21 protein-coding genes are annotated in these 16,547 nt (G+C 63.3%); 6 read left to right on the top strand and 15 right to left on the bottom strand.

The features are described 5' to 3' along the window. Window positions 1-55 precede the first annotated feature (55 nt). The 15 genes from DY201_RS09400 to DY201_RS09470 form a co-directional block, all read right to left on the bottom strand. The gene (locus tag DY201_RS09400) at window positions 56-1,048 is read right to left on the bottom strand and encodes a flagellin N-terminal helical domain-containing protein (protein ID WP_067958545.1); all 993 of its coding nucleotides are present in this window, start codon (window positions 1,046-1,048) and stop codon (window positions 56-58) included. Window positions 1,049-1,338: 290 nt separating this feature from the next. Continuing rightward, complete coding sequence (gene fliP, locus DY201_RS09405) at window positions 1,339-2,070, bottom strand: flagellar type III secretion system pore protein FliP (protein WP_115730969.1); 732 nt, start codon at window positions 2,068-2,070, stop codon at window positions 1,339-1,341. Beyond that, window positions 2,067-2,573: a flagellar basal body-associated FliL family protein gene (locus DY201_RS09410; protein ID WP_115730970.1), complete on the bottom strand. Its 507-nt coding sequence runs from the start codon at window positions 2,571-2,573 to the stop codon at window positions 2,067-2,069. The genes fliP and DY201_RS09410 overlap by 4 nt, the downstream gene beginning before the upstream one ends. A 9-nt stretch (window positions 2,574-2,582) precedes the next feature. Then, window positions 2,583-3,287 (bottom strand): flagellar basal body L-ring protein FlgH, encoded by a 705-nt coding sequence (flgH, locus tag DY201_RS09415; protein WP_115730971.1) that lies wholly within the window; start codon window positions 3,285-3,287, stop codon window positions 2,583-2,585. Continuing rightward, on the bottom strand, window positions 3,284-3,874 hold the full coding sequence (locus DY201_RS09420) for a MotE family protein (RefSeq protein ID WP_115730972.1): 591 nt from the start codon (window positions 3,872-3,874) through the stop codon (window positions 3,284-3,286). Before DY201_RS09420 ends, flgH begins: the two co-directional genes overlap by 4 nt. Window positions 3,875-3,877: 3 nt before the next feature. After that, window positions 3,878-5,146: a flagellar basal body P-ring protein FlgI gene (locus DY201_RS09425; protein WP_115730973.1), complete on the bottom strand. Its 1,269-nt coding sequence runs from the start codon at window positions 5,144-5,146 to the stop codon at window positions 3,878-3,880. Next, on the bottom strand, window positions 5,143-5,616 hold the full coding sequence (flgA, locus tag DY201_RS09430; protein WP_115733693.1) for a flagellar basal body P-ring formation chaperone FlgA: 474 nt from the start codon (window positions 5,614-5,616) through the stop codon (window positions 5,143-5,145). The genes DY201_RS09425 and flgA overlap by 4 nt, the downstream gene beginning before the upstream one ends. A gap of 5 nt (window positions 5,617-5,621) precedes the next feature. After that, window positions 5,622-6,410 carry a flagellar basal-body rod protein FlgG gene (gene flgG / locus DY201_RS09435; protein WP_115730974.1) on the bottom strand — a complete coding sequence of 263 codons (789 nt, stop codon included), beginning with the start codon at window positions 6,408-6,410 and terminating at the stop codon, window positions 5,622-5,624. A gap of 11 nt (window positions 6,411-6,421) precedes the next feature. Further along, entirely contained in the window at window positions 6,422-6,736 is a 315-nt protein-coding gene (gene fliE / locus DY201_RS09440; protein WP_115730975.1) for a flagellar hook-basal body complex protein FliE, read from the bottom strand. Continuing rightward, on the bottom strand, window positions 6,736-7,152 hold the full coding sequence (gene flgC, locus DY201_RS09445; protein ID WP_115730976.1) for a flagellar basal body rod protein FlgC: 417 nt from the start codon (window positions 7,150-7,152) through the stop codon (window positions 6,736-6,738). Before flgC ends, fliE begins: the two co-directional genes overlap by 1 nt. Before the next feature lie 5 nt (window positions 7,153-7,157). Next, entirely contained in the window at window positions 7,158-7,538 is a 381-nt protein-coding gene (gene flgB, locus DY201_RS09450) for a flagellar basal body rod protein FlgB (protein WP_115730977.1), read from the bottom strand. Between the two features lie 72 nt (window positions 7,539-7,610). Beyond that, window positions 7,611-8,237, bottom strand: a complete 627-nt coding sequence (locus tag DY201_RS09455; protein ID WP_115730978.1) for a hypothetical protein — start codon at window positions 8,235-8,237, stop codon at window positions 7,611-7,613. Then, window positions 8,221-9,621 (bottom strand): flagellar protein export ATPase FliI, encoded by a 1,401-nt coding sequence (fliI, locus tag DY201_RS09460; protein WP_115730979.1) that lies wholly within the window; start codon window positions 9,619-9,621, stop codon window positions 8,221-8,223. The genes DY201_RS09455 and fliI overlap by 17 nt, the downstream gene beginning before the upstream one ends. Continuing rightward, window positions 9,622-10,344 (bottom strand): flagellar basal-body rod protein FlgF, encoded by a 723-nt coding sequence (flgF, locus tag DY201_RS09465; protein WP_115730980.1) that lies wholly within the window; start codon window positions 10,342-10,344, stop codon window positions 9,622-9,624. 7 nt (window positions 10,345-10,351) lie between these two features. Beyond that, entirely contained in the window at window positions 10,352-11,476 is a 1,125-nt protein-coding gene (locus tag DY201_RS09470; protein WP_115730981.1) for a DUF1217 domain-containing protein, read from the bottom strand. 154 nt (window positions 11,477-11,630) lie between these two features. Here DY201_RS09470 and motA point away from each other — a divergent pair, with 154 nt between their 5' ends. From motA to DY201_RS09500, 6 genes are read left to right on the top strand one after another with little or no spacing between them, the layout of a single operon-like run. Then, window positions 11,631-12,506, top strand: coding sequence for a flagellar motor stator protein MotA (gene motA / locus DY201_RS09475; RefSeq protein ID WP_067958601.1), 876 nt, complete (start codon window positions 11,631-11,633; stop codon window positions 12,504-12,506). Between the two features lie 36 nt (window positions 12,507-12,542). Further along, complete coding sequence (locus DY201_RS09480) at window positions 12,543-13,475, top strand: FliM/FliN family flagellar motor switch protein (protein ID WP_115730982.1); 933 nt, start codon at window positions 12,543-12,545, stop codon at window positions 13,473-13,475. Window positions 13,476-13,521: 46 nt separating this feature from the next. Beyond that, the gene (fliN, locus tag DY201_RS09485; RefSeq protein ID WP_115730983.1) at window positions 13,522-13,920 is read left to right on the top strand and encodes a flagellar motor switch protein FliN; all 399 of its coding nucleotides are present in this window, start codon (window positions 13,522-13,524) and stop codon (window positions 13,918-13,920) included. A 44-nt stretch (window positions 13,921-13,964) separates the two neighbouring features. Continuing rightward, window positions 13,965-14,978, top strand: coding sequence for a flagellar motor switch protein FliG (locus DY201_RS09490; RefSeq protein ID WP_115730984.1), 1,014 nt, complete (start codon window positions 13,965-13,967; stop codon window positions 14,976-14,978). A gap of 28 nt (window positions 14,979-15,006) precedes the next feature. Further along, entirely contained in the window at window positions 15,007-16,083 is a 1,077-nt protein-coding gene (gene flhB / locus DY201_RS09495) for a flagellar biosynthesis protein FlhB (protein ID WP_115730985.1), read from the top strand. Continuing rightward, window positions 16,080-16,523, top strand: a complete 444-nt coding sequence (locus tag DY201_RS09500) for a hypothetical protein (RefSeq protein WP_115730986.1) — start codon at window positions 16,080-16,082, stop codon at window positions 16,521-16,523. Before flhB ends, DY201_RS09500 begins: the two co-directional genes overlap by 4 nt. The last annotated feature ends 24 nt before the right edge of the window (window positions 16,524-16,547 follow it).

Consider the following 16,547-nt stretch of genomic DNA (forward strand, 5'->3'; position numbering starts at 1 on the left):
CGGGCCGCACCTGAGGTGCGGCCCGTCCTGATACGGAATGCCTGAGACGGTTCGGTCAGCCGCGGAACAGCGACATGATCGACTGCGAGTTGCCATTGGCAATCGACAGCGCCTGGATGCCGAGCTGCTGCTGGACCTGGAGGGCCTGCAGGCGGGTCGATTCCTTGTTCATGTCGGCATCGACGAGCTGGCCGACGCCGCGGTCGATCGAGTCCATCAGGCTGGACGTGAAGGCCTTCTGCAGCTCGATGCGGCTCTTGGCGGCGCCGAGGTTGGTGGCGGCAGTCGTCATTTCCTTCAGCGCGCCTTCGACAACGCCGAGCATGGCGCCGATCTGGGTATCGCTGAAGCCCTTAACCGAAAGCGTCGCCACGGTGTAAGTGTCGGTGCCGACAGCGGCAGCGCCGGCCGTCGGGTTCGAGGCGGCAGCGACGCGCGCGCCGGTGCCGAGGCGGTGTGCATCGAGGATACCGTCGGTCAGGCCGGTGGAGGCAGCCGAGGCGTCATAGAGCTTGATGTCCTGAACCTTGACGTCGATGGTCGAGATCGAGGCCGTGCCCGATGCATCGCGGTTGAAGGCCGAAACGATCTTGACGTCGTCGGCGGTGCCGGCGACGGCATGGCCGGTCGTCGTGTCGACCGAAAGCATGTTCGAGCCCGAGAAGGTGGCGCCGTCGGCATAGGCCTTCAGCTGGCTCTGCAGCGCCTTGATCTCGGTGTCGATCTTCTCCTTGTCGGCGGCCGAAGCGCCGTTGGCAGCGACCAGCTTGACCTTGATGTCGTTGAGCGTGTCGATGGCCTTGTTCATGCCGGTGTAGGCGGTGTCGACCTTGGAAGCGCCGAGGCCGAGCGAGTCCTGGACTGTCGAGAGGGCCTTGTTGTCCGAGCGCATCGTGGTGGCGATCGACCAGTAGGCGGCGTTGTCGGAAGCTTCTGCGACGCGGAGACCCGTGGCGATACGGCCCTGGGTGACGTTGAGCGACTTGTTGGTGGCTGCGAGGGTCTGCAGCGCGGTCATTGCTGACGCGTTGGTGTTGATGCTGGACATGGGAAATACGCCCCTAGGATATGCGATGGTACAGGGACATACCGGACCGACCGGTATGGCGGAGCGGCATCATGCCCATGATCTCTCCGTGAGGATCACCCGCCATGCCGGGCAATCTCAACGATAGAAGCTACCAAAGGTCTAAGCAGTATGGTTAACATGCATTAACCTGCTGATTTTCCCCGGTTTTGTATGCTCGCAAGACGTTTGGCCGCGGCGCGCGCGAGGCGGGCTGCGGCCAGAACAAGGGACAGCGGCAATAGCGCGCCCGCAAGCGGACGCGCGGTGATCTAGGTGAAGGATCGAACGAGGCTGCCGACGAGCAGGTTCCAGCCGTCGATGAGCACGAAGAACAATATCTTGAAAGGCAGCGACACGACCGTGGGCGGCAGCATCATCATGCCCATGGCCATGGTGATGGTGGCGACGATCAGGTCGATGACAAGGAAGGGCAGCACGATCAGAAAGCCGATCTCGAAGCCGCGGCGGATTTCGGAGATCATGAAGGCCGGAACCAGGATGCGCAGGTCGACCTTGTCTTCCGACACTGTCTGGCCACGCTCGCGGGCAAGGTCGGCGAACAGGTTGAAGTCCTTGTCGCGGACGTTGCGCATCATGAAGGTGCGGAACGGATCGGAAATGCGGTCGACGGCCTGCGCCTGGGTGATCTGGTTGTCCATCAGCGGCTTGACGCCGTTCTGCCAGGCCTGATCGAAGGTCGGCGCCATGACGTAGAAGGTCATGAACAGGGACAGCGAGATCAGGATCAGATTGGCCGGCGTCGACTGCAGGCCGATGCCGGTGCGCAGGATCGAAAAGGCAATGACGAAGCGGGTGAAGCTCGTCACCATGATCAGCAGGCCCGGGGCCACCGAAAGAACCGTAAGCAGGCCAAACATCTGGATGATGTAGCCGATGGTGGCGCCATCGGTGTTGCCGAGCTGGCTCAGGTCGAGCTGCTGCGCGCTCGCAGGCGCGATAGCGCCAGCGAGGATGGCTGCGGTGGCCAGGAATTTTTTCATTCGAAAAGCAACGTTCTGATCAGCACTTCCTTGACGTGGCCGTCGCTGCGGATGGCGGCGCGTTCGTCGAGGTCGGTCTTGAGATGGCGGAAAGCGCTGGCGCCCTGGACCTGGTGGATCCTAAGCGTGCGCACGAATGCGAGCAGGTCCTGGTGGACGCGCTCGGCGAGATCCACGGATTGCGGCGCGTCGAGCACAAGCGACACCTCGAGGCGGATCCACATGGTGTCGGGCGCGGCGAGATTGGCCGTGATGGCGGGCAGCTGGACCAGCGTGCCGGCGGCTTCGCTGGCCGGACCGTGCTCGGCCGCCACTTCCTTGGCGCCGTGCGCCTTTGGCGCTTCGGCTTCCGCTTGCTCGACCGGCGTGCTTTCGCTCTTGAGGTAGCTGCCCGAAAGCCAGCCCATGCCGATGGCGGCTGATGTCATCACCGCCAGGATGCCGAGCTGGACGACCAGCGACGGGCCGGGCTTTTGGGGGAGGAACTGTTCTATGTTTGACATGTCCCGGACCTAGAAGGGGAGGACTTGGTCGAGGAACTGCTGGCCGTAGGGCGGCTGTTGGACCTCGGTGATGCGGCCGCGGCCGCCATAGGAGATGCGGGCTTCGGCGATGCGCTCGTAGGGGATGGTGTTTTCCGGACCGATGTCGGACGGACGCACGATGCCGGCGATGGTCAGCACGCGCAGCTCGGCATTGACGCGCACTTCCTGCGAACCCCGGATCATCATGTTGCCGTTGGGCAGCACGTCGGTGACGACGGCGGCGAGCAGCAGGTTGAGCTTTTCGGAACGCGTGGTGGCGCCGTCGCCGGAGTAGATCGACTTAGAGCCGGCACTGCCGTCGCCCTTTCCGCCAGTCTTGGCGCCATCCCACTCGACGTTGAGGCCGGCCGCAATGGTCCGGTTGGTGACGCGGTTGCGCTCGGACTCGTTCTGGAAGCGCGCCCTGTCGTCGATCTCGATCTTGACGGTCAGGATGTCGCCCGGCTGCAGTGCGCGCGGGTCGGTGAACATGCGGCTCTGCTTGTCCTGCCACAGCGAGAAGCGCTTCGGCGGTGCGGCGGGCGATTCAGGATAGCGGTACATCGACGAGCTGCCGTCCTCGATGCCGGAGCCGACGGCCGACATTGTCGGCTCTTTGCCGATTTCCTTGAGGTTGGAGCCGCAGCCGGCAAGGCTGGCCAGGGCTGCGGCGACGAGGGCTTTTCTGATCATGTGGGGTCTTCCCGGCGTGCGGCGCTCGCGATGATGCGGGTCAGTTCCGCCGCGACCTTGCTTTCCATTTCATTGAGGATGACGCTGGCCTTGCGTGCGTCGAGCTTCATCATTATGGCCGCCGCCAGATCGACATTCATCACCGCCAGGCGTTCAGCGGCTGCATCGGGCTTCATGCGCGAATAAATCTGTACGACACCCTCTTCGGCGCGGGCGAGGAAGACCTCGCGACGCTTCAGCCAGGTCTCGTATTCGGTCTTGCGCTCCTCGAGCAGGGCGATGCGCTTGTCGACCTCGGCCTGCAACTTCTTCAGCTCCTCGGCCTGCAGCTGGTAGCGGCGGTCGCGGGCAGCGTCGGCGATGTTGGAGCAGAAGCGCTCAACCTCACTCTGCTCGACCGGGGGCACGGCTGCCTCGATGGGTTCTTTCGGCATCTCGCGCTCGATGACCCGCGTCGGGGTGCCCTGCACCAGCGGCGTCTTCGGCGCGGCCTGCTCGGCATAAGCGGTGTTGGCGAACACGATGCCAAGCGCTGCCGCGGCAAGTGCGCGGCGAGGGAGGTTGGAAAGCGGGTTGGTCATGGCCATGGCTTACTGGACCACCAGGTCGGCCTGCAGCGCGCCTGCCGACTTGATGCCCTGGAGGATTGCGATGATGCCATCCGGCTTGACGCCGAGGCGGTTGAGGCCGGCGACCAGCGTCTGCAGGTCAGGACCGTCGAGCAGGGCAAGCTTAGAATCGGCCCGCTCGGTCTCGATGACGGTGGCATCCTCGACCGCTGTCTCGCCGCGCGAGAACGGCTCGGGCTGGACCACTCGGGGCTGCTCGGTGATGCGCACCGTGAGCGTGCCGTGACTGATGGCGACGCGCGAGATCTTGACCTCGTTGCCAATGACGATGGTGCCCGTGCGCTCGTCGACGACGACCCGGGCGGGGACGTCCGACATGATCATCAGGTTTTCGAGTTCGGCGTAGAAGCGTGCGGTCGAAACGCCCTCGGGCTTGCGGATGACGACGACGCGCGAATCCTGTTCGCCGGCGACACGCTTGCCGAAACGGTGGCGGGCGTAGTCGTTGATGGCATCAGCGATACGCACCGAGGTCGAGAAGTCGGGATTGAACAGCTGCAGGGTGAGCACGTTCTCGTCGGCGAAGCGCGCCTTGACTTCGCGCTCGACGATGGCGCCGTTGGGCACACGGCCCGAGGTCGGAACGCCTTGCGTGACCTGCTCGGCCTTGCCCTGCGCGTTGAAACCGGAGACCAGCACCGACCCTTGCGCAACGGCATAGATTTCACCGTCAGGCGCCTTGAGCGGGGTCATCACAAGCGTGCCACCGGCGAGCGACGAGGCATCGCCAAGCGAGGAGACGTTGATGTCAATACGTGCGCCGGCCTGGACGAAAGCAGGCAGGTTGGCGGTGACGATCACGGCAGCGACGTTGCGGACACGGGCCCGGCCGTCCTCGGAGGCGATGCCGAGATTTTCGAGCATGGCGCGGATCGACTGCTCGGTGAAGGGCGAGTTGCGCAGGCTGTCGCCCGAGCCGTTCAGGCCGATGACAAGTCCGTAGCCGACGACCTGGTTGTCGCGGGCTTCCTGGAGTGAGGCGACATCCTTGATGCGGACGTTGACGAGATTGGCGCCGGTGCCTGAATTGAGTGTCGTCTGGCGGCCGCCGTCACCCGATGTCGAGATAAAGTTGCCATCGTCGCTGCCGATATCCGTTGCGGCATATCCGCCGGCACCGGTCTTGCCGCCGGCCTTCATCTGGCCGGCCGGAACTCCGTCGGGACCGTCTGCATAAGCGGTTTGCAGGCCGAATACGGCGATTGCGGCGAGCAACAGTCTACGGATCATATGGCACCCACGCGGATCGAGCCGTCGGCCATGACCGTGCCCGTGAAGACCTTGCCGCTGTCCAGGTTGCGGACCTTGACGACGTCGCCGGCCGCACCTGGCTCTAGCGTCACGGCCGCGGCCGAGATCATCAGCGGGCCGGAGGCGAAGACGACCTGAACGGAGGCGCCGCGGTCGACCAGCCAGGCCTCGCGCAGCGCGGTGATAGGAACATAACGGCCTGGCAACAGCGTGCGCTTGGCGATGCGGCCGTCGAGCTCGTCGGCGAGAGTGGCAACCGCATCGGGGCGCACCTTGCCCGGCTTGAGCGTGACTTCCTTGAGCGACGACAAGGCAATCGTCTCGCCCGGATAGATGACGCGGTTGGGGACGAGCACGACCTCCTGGTCGGCAGCCTGCGCTGCGCCGCCAAGCAAGGCGAACGCAAGGACTGCCGAGCGGATGTGGAGGAGGGCGTGTCGTCTCCGCATAATCTTCACCGGATGTTCTTGGAGACGACGGCGGCCATTTCGTCGGCCGCCTGGATGACCTTGGAGTTCATCTCGTAGGCGCGCTGCGCCGAGATCAGCTCGGTGATTTCCTTGACCGGATCGACGTTGGAGCTTTCGAGGTAACCCTGGCGGATGGTTGCGTAGCCGGGATCGCCAGGGATGCCGACATTTGCCGCACCCGACGCCTCGGTTTCGGCGAAGAGATTGTCGCCGAGCGGCGCAAGGCCTGCCTCGTTGGCGAAATTGGCGAGTGTCAGCTGGCCGAGCGGCTGTAGGGCCGTCTGGTTGTCGAGCCGGGCGAAGACCTGGCCGGAATTGTTGACGATCACCTCGACGGCGTCCTGCGGCACGTTGATCGCCGGGATAACGTTGAAACCATCGACGGTGACGAGCTGGCCGGTGGCATTCTTGTTGAAGGAGCCGGCGCGGGTGTAGAGCGTCTGGCCGTCGGCGCCCTCGATCTGGAACCAGCCCTTGCCGGTCAGCGCGAGATCGAACTCGTTGCCGGTGTTGGTCGGCACGCCCTGGATGTGGACGTTGCGCACCGCCGACGTCTTGACGCCCAGGCCGATCGAGACGCCTTCCGGCACGATCGCCGCGTTGGCTCGGTTGGGTACGCCCTGGGTACGGTCGACCTGGTAGAGCAGGTCGGAGAACTCGGCGCGTGCGCGCTTGTAGCCTGTGGTATTGATGTTCGCGATGTTGTTCGCGATCACCTCGAGATTTGTCTGTTGGGCATTCATGCCCGTGGCGGCGATGGCAAGTGCTTTCATCAGGATTTTCCTCAGATGCCCATGCGGCTGACTTCAAGATAGGCCGTGACGATCTTGTCGCGGATGGCGACGGCGGCCTGCAGGGCCTGTTCCGCGCTCATCACAGCATCGACGACCTCACGCGTGTCGGCCTTGCCCTGGAGGCCGGCGAGCGACAGCTGCTCGGCCTGGCGCAATGTCGCCTGCGTCTGGGCTGCTGCGTCAGCAAGGGCCGCAGCGAAGGATGAGGCAACACCGGCGCCTGCGGCGGCTGCGCCAGCCTCGGGCGCAATGCTTGTCGGCTTGGACAGTAGCTGAGTGCCGACTGGGCTGATGCTGCCGATCATTACTGATTCCTCATAAGATCAATCGTCATGGAAATGAGTTCGCGGGCCTGCTTGACGACTTGCAGGTTGGCTTCATAGGAGCGGTTGGCCTCGGTCATGTCGGCCATTTCAATGATGACATTGACGTTGGGCATCTTGACGAAACCGGCGGCGTTGGCGGCCTCGTTGCCGGGCTGGAATTCCAGCGGGAAGGCGGTCTGGTCATGGCCGATCGAGGCGATCTCGACAGTCGAGGCGCCAGTGGCGCGGTCGAGCTCGGCGGCGAAGCTGACGGTCTTGCGGCGATAGGGATCGGCGCCCGGCGTGTTGCCGGTCGACTGGGCGTTGGCGAGGTTTTCCGAAACGATGCGCAGGCGTTCGGACTGGGCTCCGAGACCGGAACCGGCGACCTTGAGAGCGGCGACGAGCGGATCCATCCCGGTCAGGCCTTCGTGCTCAGCATGATCATGCGGTGGAAGGCCTTGACGATGGCCGTATTGAGCTCGAACGAGCGGCGGACTTCGCCGGCTTTCATGAGCTCGTCTTCGACCGCGACCGTGTTGTCGGAAGGCAGGACCGCGTGCTTGGGATCCTCGGGCCTGATGGCATAACCGGCTTCGGTGGCACCGCCGCTAAGGTGACCGGTCTGGGTCGACGCGATGGCGACACGCGAACGGTCGAGCACGCGCTCGAACGGTTCGATGTCGTTGGTTCGATAGCCGGGTGTGTTGGCGTTGGCGACGTTACCGGCGATGGCGTTCTGGCGCACTGAGAGCCAGCGTGCCTGCTGGGCGGCCAGATCGAACAGGTTGACGGGGTCCATGGAAATCTCCGAGCAGATTTCCAAACACTATGGCCTCAGTCTTGCGCGGGCCTTGCGCGGGGGCCAGCGCCGCTACTGCGCGACCCGGAAGACTTCTTCACGCGAGGTGACGAGAACCCATTTGCCGTCGCGCTGTTCGATCGAGGCGACACGGCTCGAATCGGGCAGGACTGAGCCGCGTTGCACCACCCAGACGCCGGCATCGTCCTCGACCATGGCGCGGCCGTTGGCGATGTGGACGAGCTTGAATTCGATCTTCGGTCCGGGGAAAGGCTGTTCGGCGACGCCGGCGAGACCTTCTTCGTCCTTGTTTGGGCGCAGTGAACCGGTGGCGAACAGGTCGAGCTTCATCGGCGGAATGTCTTCGGCCGTCATCGGCGCGCCGACACGTTCGACCTGCTGGCCCATGACCAGCGGGACCGCCTGGTCGTTCTGCCCGCCGCCGGAGAACTTCATCGCGCGGATGCCGAACTTGTCCTGGTTGAAGAAGATGTACCAGGGAAACAGCGCGCAGGTGAGGCCGAGCGCGATACCGAGGGCGGCGATGATGAAGTCGCTGCGGTGATCGCGTTTTTCCCGCCTTGGCGCGATCGTCAAAGGCGAGCGCTTCAGGCCAAGCCGCTGCAGCAGCGTGCGCGGCTGGTCCCTGGAGCCGATCATCTCCAGGAATTCGCTTGCCGGGTCATTCCGCCTGAACATGGGCTCTATCCTTGGATTTCAGATGGCGTGCGAGGTCGGAGAACGGATCGAGCGACGGCCCGTCGGCAGGTGACTGGCCGAGCGCTTCGTAGATCACCGGGACCTGCTTCACGGCGAGATCAAGGTCAGGATCGGCGCCGGGCTGGTAGGCGCCGAGCAGGCGGATGTCGCGCGTGTCCTCGAAACGCGAGATCAGCGCCTTGAGCTTGCTGACGAGCTGGCGCTGCTCCGGCGTCCAGGCCTTGGAAGCGAGACGCGAGATCGATGCCAGCGGATTGACCGGGGGATAGCGGCCCTGCTCGGCGATGGAACGGTCGAGCACGACGTGGCCGTCGAGAATGCCGCGGACGGAATCGGCGACGGGATCGTTGTGGTCGTCGCCGTCGATGAGCACCGAGATGATGGCGGTGATCGAGCCGGTGCCCTCCATGCCGGGGCCGGCGCGTTCGAGCAACTTGGGCAGTTCGGTGAAGACGGAGGCGGGGTAGCCGCGCGCCACCGGCGGCTCGCCGGCGCCGATGGCGACCTCGCGCAAGGCGTGGGCAAAGCGGGTGATGGAATCGAGCACGAGCAGGACGCGGTGGCCCTTGTCGCGGAAATGCTCTGCGACGCGCATCGCGGTATCAGGCGCGCGGCGGCGCATCATCGCGCTCTCGTCCGAGGTGGCGACGACCGCGACTGTTTTGGCCATGGAGGCCGCACCGATGGTGTCTTCGAGGAATTCGCGCACTTCGCGGCCGCGTTCGCCAATCAGGGCGACGACGACGGTGTCGAAGGCGTCTGCGCCGGCAAGCATGGCAAGCAGCGTCGACTTGCCGACGCCGGAGCCGGCGAAGATGCCCATGCGCTGGCCGAAGCAGAGTGGTGTAAAGATATCGATGACGCGGACGCCCGTCAGGAAGCCCGTCTCGACGCGCTGGCGGGCCAGTGCAGCCGGCGGGATGGCTTCGGTAGCATCATCCTTGGCGCTGCGCAGCAACGGTGCGCCGCCGTCGATCGGGCGGCCGAGCGCGTCGATGGCACGGCCGCGCCAGCTCGGGTGCGGCGTGATGGCGATCGGTCCACGGGTAAAGACGGCGTCGCCGACGCCTACCTCACCGCTGCTTTCATAGGGTGCCACCAGCACCTCGTCGCGGCCGATCTGCACGATCTCGCCGCGCCGGTTGCGGCCATGGCCACGGTGCTCGACGATGTCGCCGAGGCGCGCGCTCAAGGACAGGCCTCCGACCTTGTAGTGGGTCGGCGCGATTTCTGTCACTTGTCCGCCGCGCCTGACCAGCAGGCGGTCGTCGGCGAAGCGGTGCTGGATCCGCTCGAGCGCTTCGAGGCGATTGTCGTGGACCGCCTGGGGCTCGTTGCGGATGTTGGCCAGTGAGGTGCTCACTTACTTCGAGCCGAGGGTCTTGATGGCTTCGGAGAAAGAGGCTTCGGTCTGGCGCATCAGGGCGGCGGTGTTCTCGAAGGCGCGCTGCACCATGATGAGCTTGGTCATCTCCTTGATAGGATTGACGTTGGATTCCTCGACGAAACCCTGGACAATGCCGGCATCCATACGGTCGACCACGGGCTCGGGCGCCGTTGGCGGGATGACGCCTGAGTTGCCATAGCGGACGAAATTGGTGCCTGGGTTGAACTCGTAAAGGCCGATGGCGCCGACGAGGCGCCCGTCCTGGCGCAGTGAGCCGTCGGAGCCGGCAGTCGGCGGTCCGGCACGCGGATCGAGCTGCATCGGCGCGCCGCCGGCATCGAGCACAGGATGACCCTCGACGGTGACGAGCTGGCCTTCTGCAGTCATCGAAAAGCGGCCGTCACGCGTCATCACCACTCCGGCCGGCGTCTCGATGCCGAACCAGGCGTCGCCACGAACAGCGAAGTCGAACGGATTACCTGTCTCGCGCATGCTGCCATGCTGGGTCGACAGATAGGTGTCACCTGGCGAGGTGAAGGAGACCGACTGTGGCCCGAGCCCGGAAACCACATCCTCGAACTTCACGCCGGTGGCGCGGAAGCCGACGGTCGAAGCGTTGGCAACATTGTCGGCGATGGTGTTGAGGCGCCTTTCCAGCGCGACCTGGGCGGAAAGGGCGACGTAAAGACCGTTCTGCATGATGTTCTCAGAACCTCAGTTTCTGCATGGCAAACAGCACATCGGTCGAAACGCCATAGGCCGGCGACGACGAGCCGAACAGGGTGCCGACGGAAGCCTGCACAGGGGAGGACGGATTGTTGATTTCCCAGAGGCTGGTGAAGCGCTTGAGGAACTCGTCGAGCTTCTTGGGATTGGAGAAGGTTTCGATCTTGAGCTTGTCCTCGAACAGCTTGACCTGCCGGTCGATGTTGGCCGAGGCGAAGGTCTCAGGCAGGCCGAGCGCCGTGCGTACGACCTTTGCCAAGGCGGGGTCGGCGAGCACCTCGTAGAAGCTGGTAATCGATGAAGCCTTGCGCTCGAAATAGAGCGCGAGGCGCACGCCCTCATTGTCCTTGCCGGCATTCTCTTCCAGCGTCTGGCGGACGTATTTGTCGACCGATGGACGCTGCGCGGCATTGTAGGTCGTCGCATCCTTGCCCAACGCTTCGAAATTGTAGGTGCTGGCAAACGCGGCGTAGCGTTTGTCCGTCATCTGATTGGCGTAGCTCTTCGGATCACGAACGCCGCCAGCCAAGACCTTTTCCATCATCTCCTTGTTCGGGATCGATCCTTCGATGCCGAAAGATTTCATGGCAAAGGTGTAGAGCCTGTTATCGGCCATCAGGTCCTTGGCCGACGTCACCTTGACGATGTTGTCGAGGTAATACTTGACCTCTTTCTTGACCGCTTCGGAGTTGGGGTCGACACCATCCAGCTTGACCCGGATCAGGTATTTGTCGACCGCGCCCTGTTGCGCCTTGGTGTAGACGGTGGCCTTGTCGCCGAGCTCTGCGAAGTTGAAGCTCTTGACGAACTCGGCGTAGCGTTTGTCGGTCAGCTTGTTGGCGAAGCTGTCTTCCTTGGCCACGCCTTCCTTCAGTGCCTTGACCATGAAGGCCTTGGCGTAGGCCATGTTTTCCAGGCCGTGCGCCTTCATGGCGTATCTGAAAAGACGGTCGTTCTTGACGAACTCGTCGATGCTTTTCACCTTGGTGATGTTCTTGAGGTAGTACTCGGTGTCGCGCTCGACCGTCGGCTGGTTCTCGACGCGATCCAGAGCCTTGCCGAGATCCCGCGTGATCAGGTGGTAGCTTGTATAGGTATTGAGCACGACAACAGCCCTTCCGCCGCAGCATAGACGGGGGAGGCTACGCCCGATTGCTTGCGCGAGGCTGAATGGTTTTGCGATGATCCTTCAAGCCTCACACAAGGCACGGACGCTATCTGTGCCTGTATGTTGCTTTGAATGTGCGGAAGGACCTGCTGTGGGCATTCTGATCGGACTCGTCGTGACGCTGGGCTGTGTGCTCGGCGGCTTCATGGCGATGGGCGGACACCTGGACGTCCTGATGCAGCCTTGGGAGCTTGTCATCATCGGCGGTGCGGCCCTCGGTACGTTCCTGGTTGCCAACCCGATGGCCACCGTCAAGGATACCGGCAAGGCGATCGTCGAAGCGCTCAAGCAGGCAGTGCCGAAAGAGCAGGACTATCTCGAGACGTTGGGCGTGCTGCATTCGCTGATGCGCGAGCTGCGCACCAAAACCCGCTCCGAGGTCGAGGCGCATATCGACAACCCTGACGACTCGCCGATCTTCCAGGCCTATCCGCTGGTGCTCAAGAACTACGACTTGACGCATTTCATCTGCGACTATTGCCGCATCATCATCATCGGCAATGCCCGCTCGCACGAGATCGAAGCGCTGATGGACGAAGAAATCCAGACCATTCGCGCCGACAAGCTCAAGTCCTATCACGCGCTGATCGCCGTCGGTGATGGCCTGCCGGCGTTGGGCATCGTCGCCGCGGTGCTCGGCGTGGTCAAGGCCATGGGCGCACTGGACCAGTCTCCCGAAATCCTTGGCGGCCTGATCGGCGCTGCACTCGTCGGCACCTTCCTCGGAATCTTCCTGTCTTATGCAGTGGTTGCGCCGATCGCCACCAAGATCAAGACGGTGCGCGAGAAGAAGAACCGCCTCTACATCGTCGTCAAGCAGACGCTGCTTGCCTACATGAACGGCTCGCTGCCGCAGGTTGCAATCGAATTCGGCCGCAAGACGATCTCGTCTTATGATCGTCCGTCGATCGATTCGGTGGAACAGAGCACGCTGAATACGGCCATCGTCGAAAAGAAAGCGGCCTGAGCCAATGCGGGACGCTGATAAAGGGCATCGCAAGTCATGAATACCACCGCAAGCCCGGCGGAACCGCGGGATGTCGTCATCGAACGCCTGCTGGGCGATACAGGCGAGCCGGAGAAAGTGCTTGCCGCTGCGCGCCGCCTTGCCGAGCGTGCGGCGACCGCAGTTGCCGAAGCTATCAACCAGGCGCTGCCGACGTCCGTCTTTGTCGAGGTCGGCGATATCAAACTCGGCCGCATGACGGATGCCAAAGCGGGCAAGAGCAACCAGGCGATGACCGTCGCCCCGACCAAGCTTTCGCCCGACGGCCTGGTGATGACGTTCGATCCGCAGGCTGTGGCCATCCTCGTCAACCTGATGTTCGGCGGCGAACCGACCCGCGATATCGCCGCGATCGATCGCGATCTGTCGTCGATCGAGCTCGGTGTGGTCTCGATGCTTATCCAGGACGTGGCGCGCGCGATAAACGCACAAGGCCCGGACGGTGGGCTCGGCGTCAAACTGCCGGCGCCCGAGGCGATCACCGGCGCGATGATGAAGAAGCATGTCTTCCGTGACGGGCCTTCGGCGCGCATCGTGCTGACCGTCTCGACGACGGCTTCGCGCGGCACGCTGACGCTGACGTTGCCGCAGCGTGTGCTGGTGTCGGATCGCCGCCCGGCCGAGGTCGAGACGGATGCAGCCCCGACCGCCGAATGGCGTTCGCGCTTCTCCGACGAGCTGATGCGCTCGACGGTGAAGCTGGAAGCCTCGATGCCGATCGGGCGCATGACGCTCGGCGAACTTACCGGGCTCGAGGTTGGGCAGGTCATCGAGCTCGCCGAAAACACCCAGTCCAACGCGGTTATCGCCGCTCGCGGCAAGACATTGTTTGCCTGCGAGTTCGGCAAGCTGGGCCAGAATTACACTGTACGCATCCGGCGTCCGTTCGACACTACCGAAGATACAATTGAAGGGATCGTCGCGGGGTGAGCTGCTGCCTGGCAGCCACGACGAACGACACAACTGGAGAACACCGATGAGCAAGGCGCAGTCCAAGCCCGAGGTCGAAAAGCCCGAAATCGAAGAGGTCGAGGACGATCAGCTCAACCGCGCCATCGAAGAACTGCGTGGCGTGCTGAGCGAAGAGGAAAAGCGCCCGAGCGCAGCAGCTGCAGCGCCCGGCAACAACAGCGTGATCTTCGGCATTCCGGTCGAGGTGCAGATCGTGCTCGGCAGCACCGAAATGCCGGTTTCCGAACTGATGGCGCTGCAGAAAGGCTCGACGGTTGCCCTCGACCGGCGCATCGGCGAACCTGTCGATGTCGTGGTCAACGGCAGGCGTATCGCGCGCGGTGAAATCACGGTACTCGAAAGCGATCCGTCGCGCTTCGGCATCCGTCTCACCGAAATCGTAGCGGCGACGAAGAGCGCCTGAGGACTGTTGACTGTGCTTACCCCTGCTTCCAGAGAGGCCTCCGCATGACCACGTCGCTGGCGTCGCTGACGCGGCCACAGAAGGCCGCGGCCATTTTGGTGGCGATGGGCAAGCCCTCGGCCAGCCGTCTGCTGAAGTTCTTCAAGCAGGAGGAGCTCAAGGCGTTGATCGAAGGTGCGCGGCTCCTGCGCACCATTCCGCAGGCTGATCTCGAACGGATTGTCGCCGAGTTCGAGGCCGAGTTCACCGAAGGTGCCGGTCTGCTCGACTCGGCCGACAAGATGGACACGATCCTCAATGAGTCGCTGTCGGCGGAAGAAATGAATGCGCTGATGGGCAATGGCGAGCCCCTGGCGATCAAGGACAACCTGCCGCCGGTGTGGCCGCAGATCGAGAGGCTCGAAGCAACGCAGATCGGCGCCTTCCTCGCCAACGAACATCCGCAGACCGCGGCGATGATCCTGTCCAACCTAGCACCGACTTATGCCGCGCGCGTGGTGCTGTCGCTGGAGAAGCCGGCGCGCAGCGAGATCATCAAGCGCATGATGGAACTGGCGAACGTTCCAGAGGCGGCAACCAAGCTGGTCGAGCAGCAGCTGCGCAACCACGTGCTGACCGAAGGCGCCCAGAAGGATACCTCGGTCGGGCAGACGCGCGTCGCCAGTGTCCTCAACGAACTGGACAAGTCGCAGCTCGAAGAAGTGATGAGCGACCTCAGGGAAGTCGGCATGGCCGATCTCGATGCCATCCGCGCCCGGCTGTTCTCCTTCGAGGACATTCCGTCGATGTCGCAAAAGGCGCGCGTGGCGCTGTTCGACGGGCTGTCGACCGAGCTCATCACCATGGCCTTGCGCGGCACGCCACTACCGCTTGCCGAGGCCGTGCTGTCGTCGATCAGCGCGCGCTCACGCCGCATGATCGAATCCGAACTGAGCCAAGGTTCGGAGGGGATCCAGCCGGCCGACATCCTGCGTGCACGCAAGACCATTGCCTCCACCGCTTTGCGCATGGCGAACGAGGGTCTCCTCGAATTGCCATCGGCGCAGAACGCCGCCTGACTTTTTCCGAAACGCGGTCTGCTGAGCGATGTCGGACGAGGACAAAGACTCCAAAACAGAAGAGCCGACAGAGAAGAAAATTCGTGACACGATGGAGAAGGGCAAGTTGCCTGTCTCCAAGGAAGTCGCGATCTTCACCTCGTTCCTGGCGATCATGGTCTATGCCGTGTTCTTTGCCAGCTCGTCGGTGGCCGAGCTCGGCGTCTTCCTCGCCAACTTCCTCGAAAAGCCGGAAGCCTGGCCACTGGGCACCGAGCGCGATGTCACAGAGCTCTACCAGGCCGTCGTGGTCGAAATCGGTCGCGCTGTCGCTAGCCTGTTCCTGATGCTGATCGTTGCCGGTGTCGGCGCGTCGCTGATCCAGAACGTGCCGCAGTTTGTCGGCGAGCGCATCCGCCCGCAACTTGACCGCATATCGCTGTTCAAGGGCTGGAAGCGGATGTTCGGTGCGCAGGGCCTGGTCGAGTTCCTGAAGTCGCTGTGCAAGCTCGGCTTCGTGATGATCGTGCTCTACTTCGTCTTGTCTGATGACCATCGCCGGTTGCTGGCCGGCATGATCACCAATCCCATTGCTTTCGGCGACGTCATTCGCGGCATCATCGTCGACATCCTGGTGGCGATCGTTTTCGTCATGGGGGCGATCGGCGTCGCCGACATCTTGTGGTCGCGCTTCCACTGGTTCCAGGAGCAGCGCATGACCAAGCAGGAGGTCAAGGACGAGATGAAGCAGTCGGAAGGCGATCCGATCGTCAAGGCCCGCCTGCGCTCGATCGCTCGTGACCGCGCCCGCCAGCGCATGATGACGGCGGTGCCCAAGGCGACGCTGGTGATCGCCAATCCGACCCACTTCGCCATTGCGCTGCGCTATGTGCGCAACGAGGATGCAGCTCCCGTCGTGCTCGCCAAGGGACAGGACCTTGTGGCGTTGAAGATTCGCGAAATCGCCGAGCAGAACGGCATTCCGGTATTCGAGGACGTGGCTCTCGCTCGCTCCATGTACAAGCAAGTTTCGGTGGATAGTGTCATTCCATCGCAGTTCTACCAGGCCGTCGCCGAACTGGTGCGGATCGTTTACGGAAACAAGGCTCAGCGCAATCCGTCATGAAAAATCAGCAGTACGCTTCGACCCGTGAAGTACTTGTTGCAACGGCGATCCAGCCGGTGGTGCGCGAATTGCGCCTCGTCGACTTGGCCGACTATATCGCCTTCATCAGGCTCGAGCATTTCGCCAACGTGGCTGATCTGGTCGATTCAGCGGCGGAGCTCTATTTCATGCCGGGCGCGCTGCGTCTCGGGCTGGGCGGCGAGGCACATGTCAGCTGGACCGGCAGTCCGCGCATCGTTCTCGATCTCGAGCTCAGGCCGGAAGGGGCCGTGGTCTATTTCCAGCTGTCGATGACCGCCACCAACGCGTCGGTGGAAGTCCACTACGTGTCGTTCGAGAAGCCGGATCCGGAGCCTGAGAAGAATACCGAATATCTCGCCGCCGCGATCCAGCACGCGATGATAAGGCAGTCCGAGGCACCGCAGGCGGAAGCGGCCTGAATTCGAGTGATGCCGGCCTGACCT

The sequence above is a fragment of the Aminobacter aminovorans genome, assembly GCF_900445235.1.
Lineage (GTDB): Bacteria > Pseudomonadota > Alphaproteobacteria > Rhizobiales > Rhizobiaceae > Aminobacter > Aminobacter aminovorans.

What these genes read in the sequence shown, in the direction of transcription:
- flhB (WP_115730985.1), top strand. Translation starts at nt 15,007, where the DNA reads ATGTCGGACGAGGACAAAGACTCCAAAACAGAAGAGCCGACAGAGAAG.
- flgA (WP_115733693.1), bottom strand. Translation starts at nt 5,616, where the DNA reads ATGCGGAGACGACACGCCCTCCTCCACATCCGCTCGGCAGTCCTTGCG.
- DY201_RS09455 (WP_115730978.1), bottom strand. Translation starts at nt 8,237, where the DNA reads ATGTTCAGGCGGAATGACCCGGCAAGCGAATTCCTGGAGATGATCGGC.
- DY201_RS09425 (WP_115730973.1), bottom strand. Translation starts at nt 5,146, where the DNA reads ATGATCCGTAGACTGTTGCTCGCCGCAATCGCCGTATTCGGCCTGCAA.
- DY201_RS09420 (WP_115730972.1), bottom strand. Translation starts at nt 3,874, where the DNA reads ATGGCCATGACCAACCCGCTTTCCAACCTCCCTCGCCGCGCACTTGCC.
- DY201_RS09490 (WP_115730984.1), top strand. Translation starts at nt 13,965, where the DNA reads ATGACCACGTCGCTGGCGTCGCTGACGCGGCCACAGAAGGCCGCGGCC.
- flgH (WP_115730971.1), bottom strand. Translation starts at nt 3,287, where the DNA reads ATGATCAGAAAAGCCCTCGTCGCCGCAGCCCTGGCCAGCCTTGCCGGC.
- fliN (WP_115730983.1), top strand. Translation starts at nt 13,522, where the DNA reads ATGAGCAAGGCGCAGTCCAAGCCCGAGGTCGAAAAGCCCGAAATCGAA.
- DY201_RS09500 (WP_115730986.1), top strand. Translation starts at nt 16,080, where the DNA reads ATGAAAAATCAGCAGTACGCTTCGACCCGTGAAGTACTTGTTGCAACG.
- DY201_RS09400 (WP_067958545.1), bottom strand. Translation starts at nt 1,048, where the DNA reads ATGTCCAGCATCAACACCAACGCGTCAGCAATGACCGCGCTGCAGACC.
- flgG (WP_115730974.1), bottom strand. Translation starts at nt 6,410, where the DNA reads ATGAAAGCACTTGCCATCGCCGCCACGGGCATGAATGCCCAACAGACA.
- flgF (WP_115730980.1), bottom strand. Translation starts at nt 10,344, where the DNA reads ATGCAGAACGGTCTTTACGTCGCCCTTTCCGCCCAGGTCGCGCTGGAA.
- flgC (WP_115730976.1), bottom strand. Translation starts at nt 7,152, where the DNA reads ATGGATCCGCTCGTCGCCGCTCTCAAGGTCGCCGGTTCCGGTCTCGGA.
- flgB (WP_115730977.1), bottom strand. Translation starts at nt 7,538, where the DNA reads ATGGACCCCGTCAACCTGTTCGATCTGGCCGCCCAGCAGGCACGCTGG.
- fliE (WP_115730975.1), bottom strand. Translation starts at nt 6,736, where the DNA reads ATGATCGGCAGCATCAGCCCAGTCGGCACTCAGCTACTGTCCAAGCCG.
- DY201_RS09410 (WP_115730970.1), bottom strand. Translation starts at nt 2,573, where the DNA reads ATGTCAAACATAGAACAGTTCCTCCCCCAAAAGCCCGGCCCGTCGCTG.
- fliP (WP_115730969.1), bottom strand. Translation starts at nt 2,070, where the DNA reads ATGAAAAAATTCCTGGCCACCGCAGCCATCCTCGCTGGCGCTATCGCG.
- DY201_RS09480 (WP_115730982.1), top strand. Translation starts at nt 12,543, where the DNA reads ATGAATACCACCGCAAGCCCGGCGGAACCGCGGGATGTCGTCATCGAA.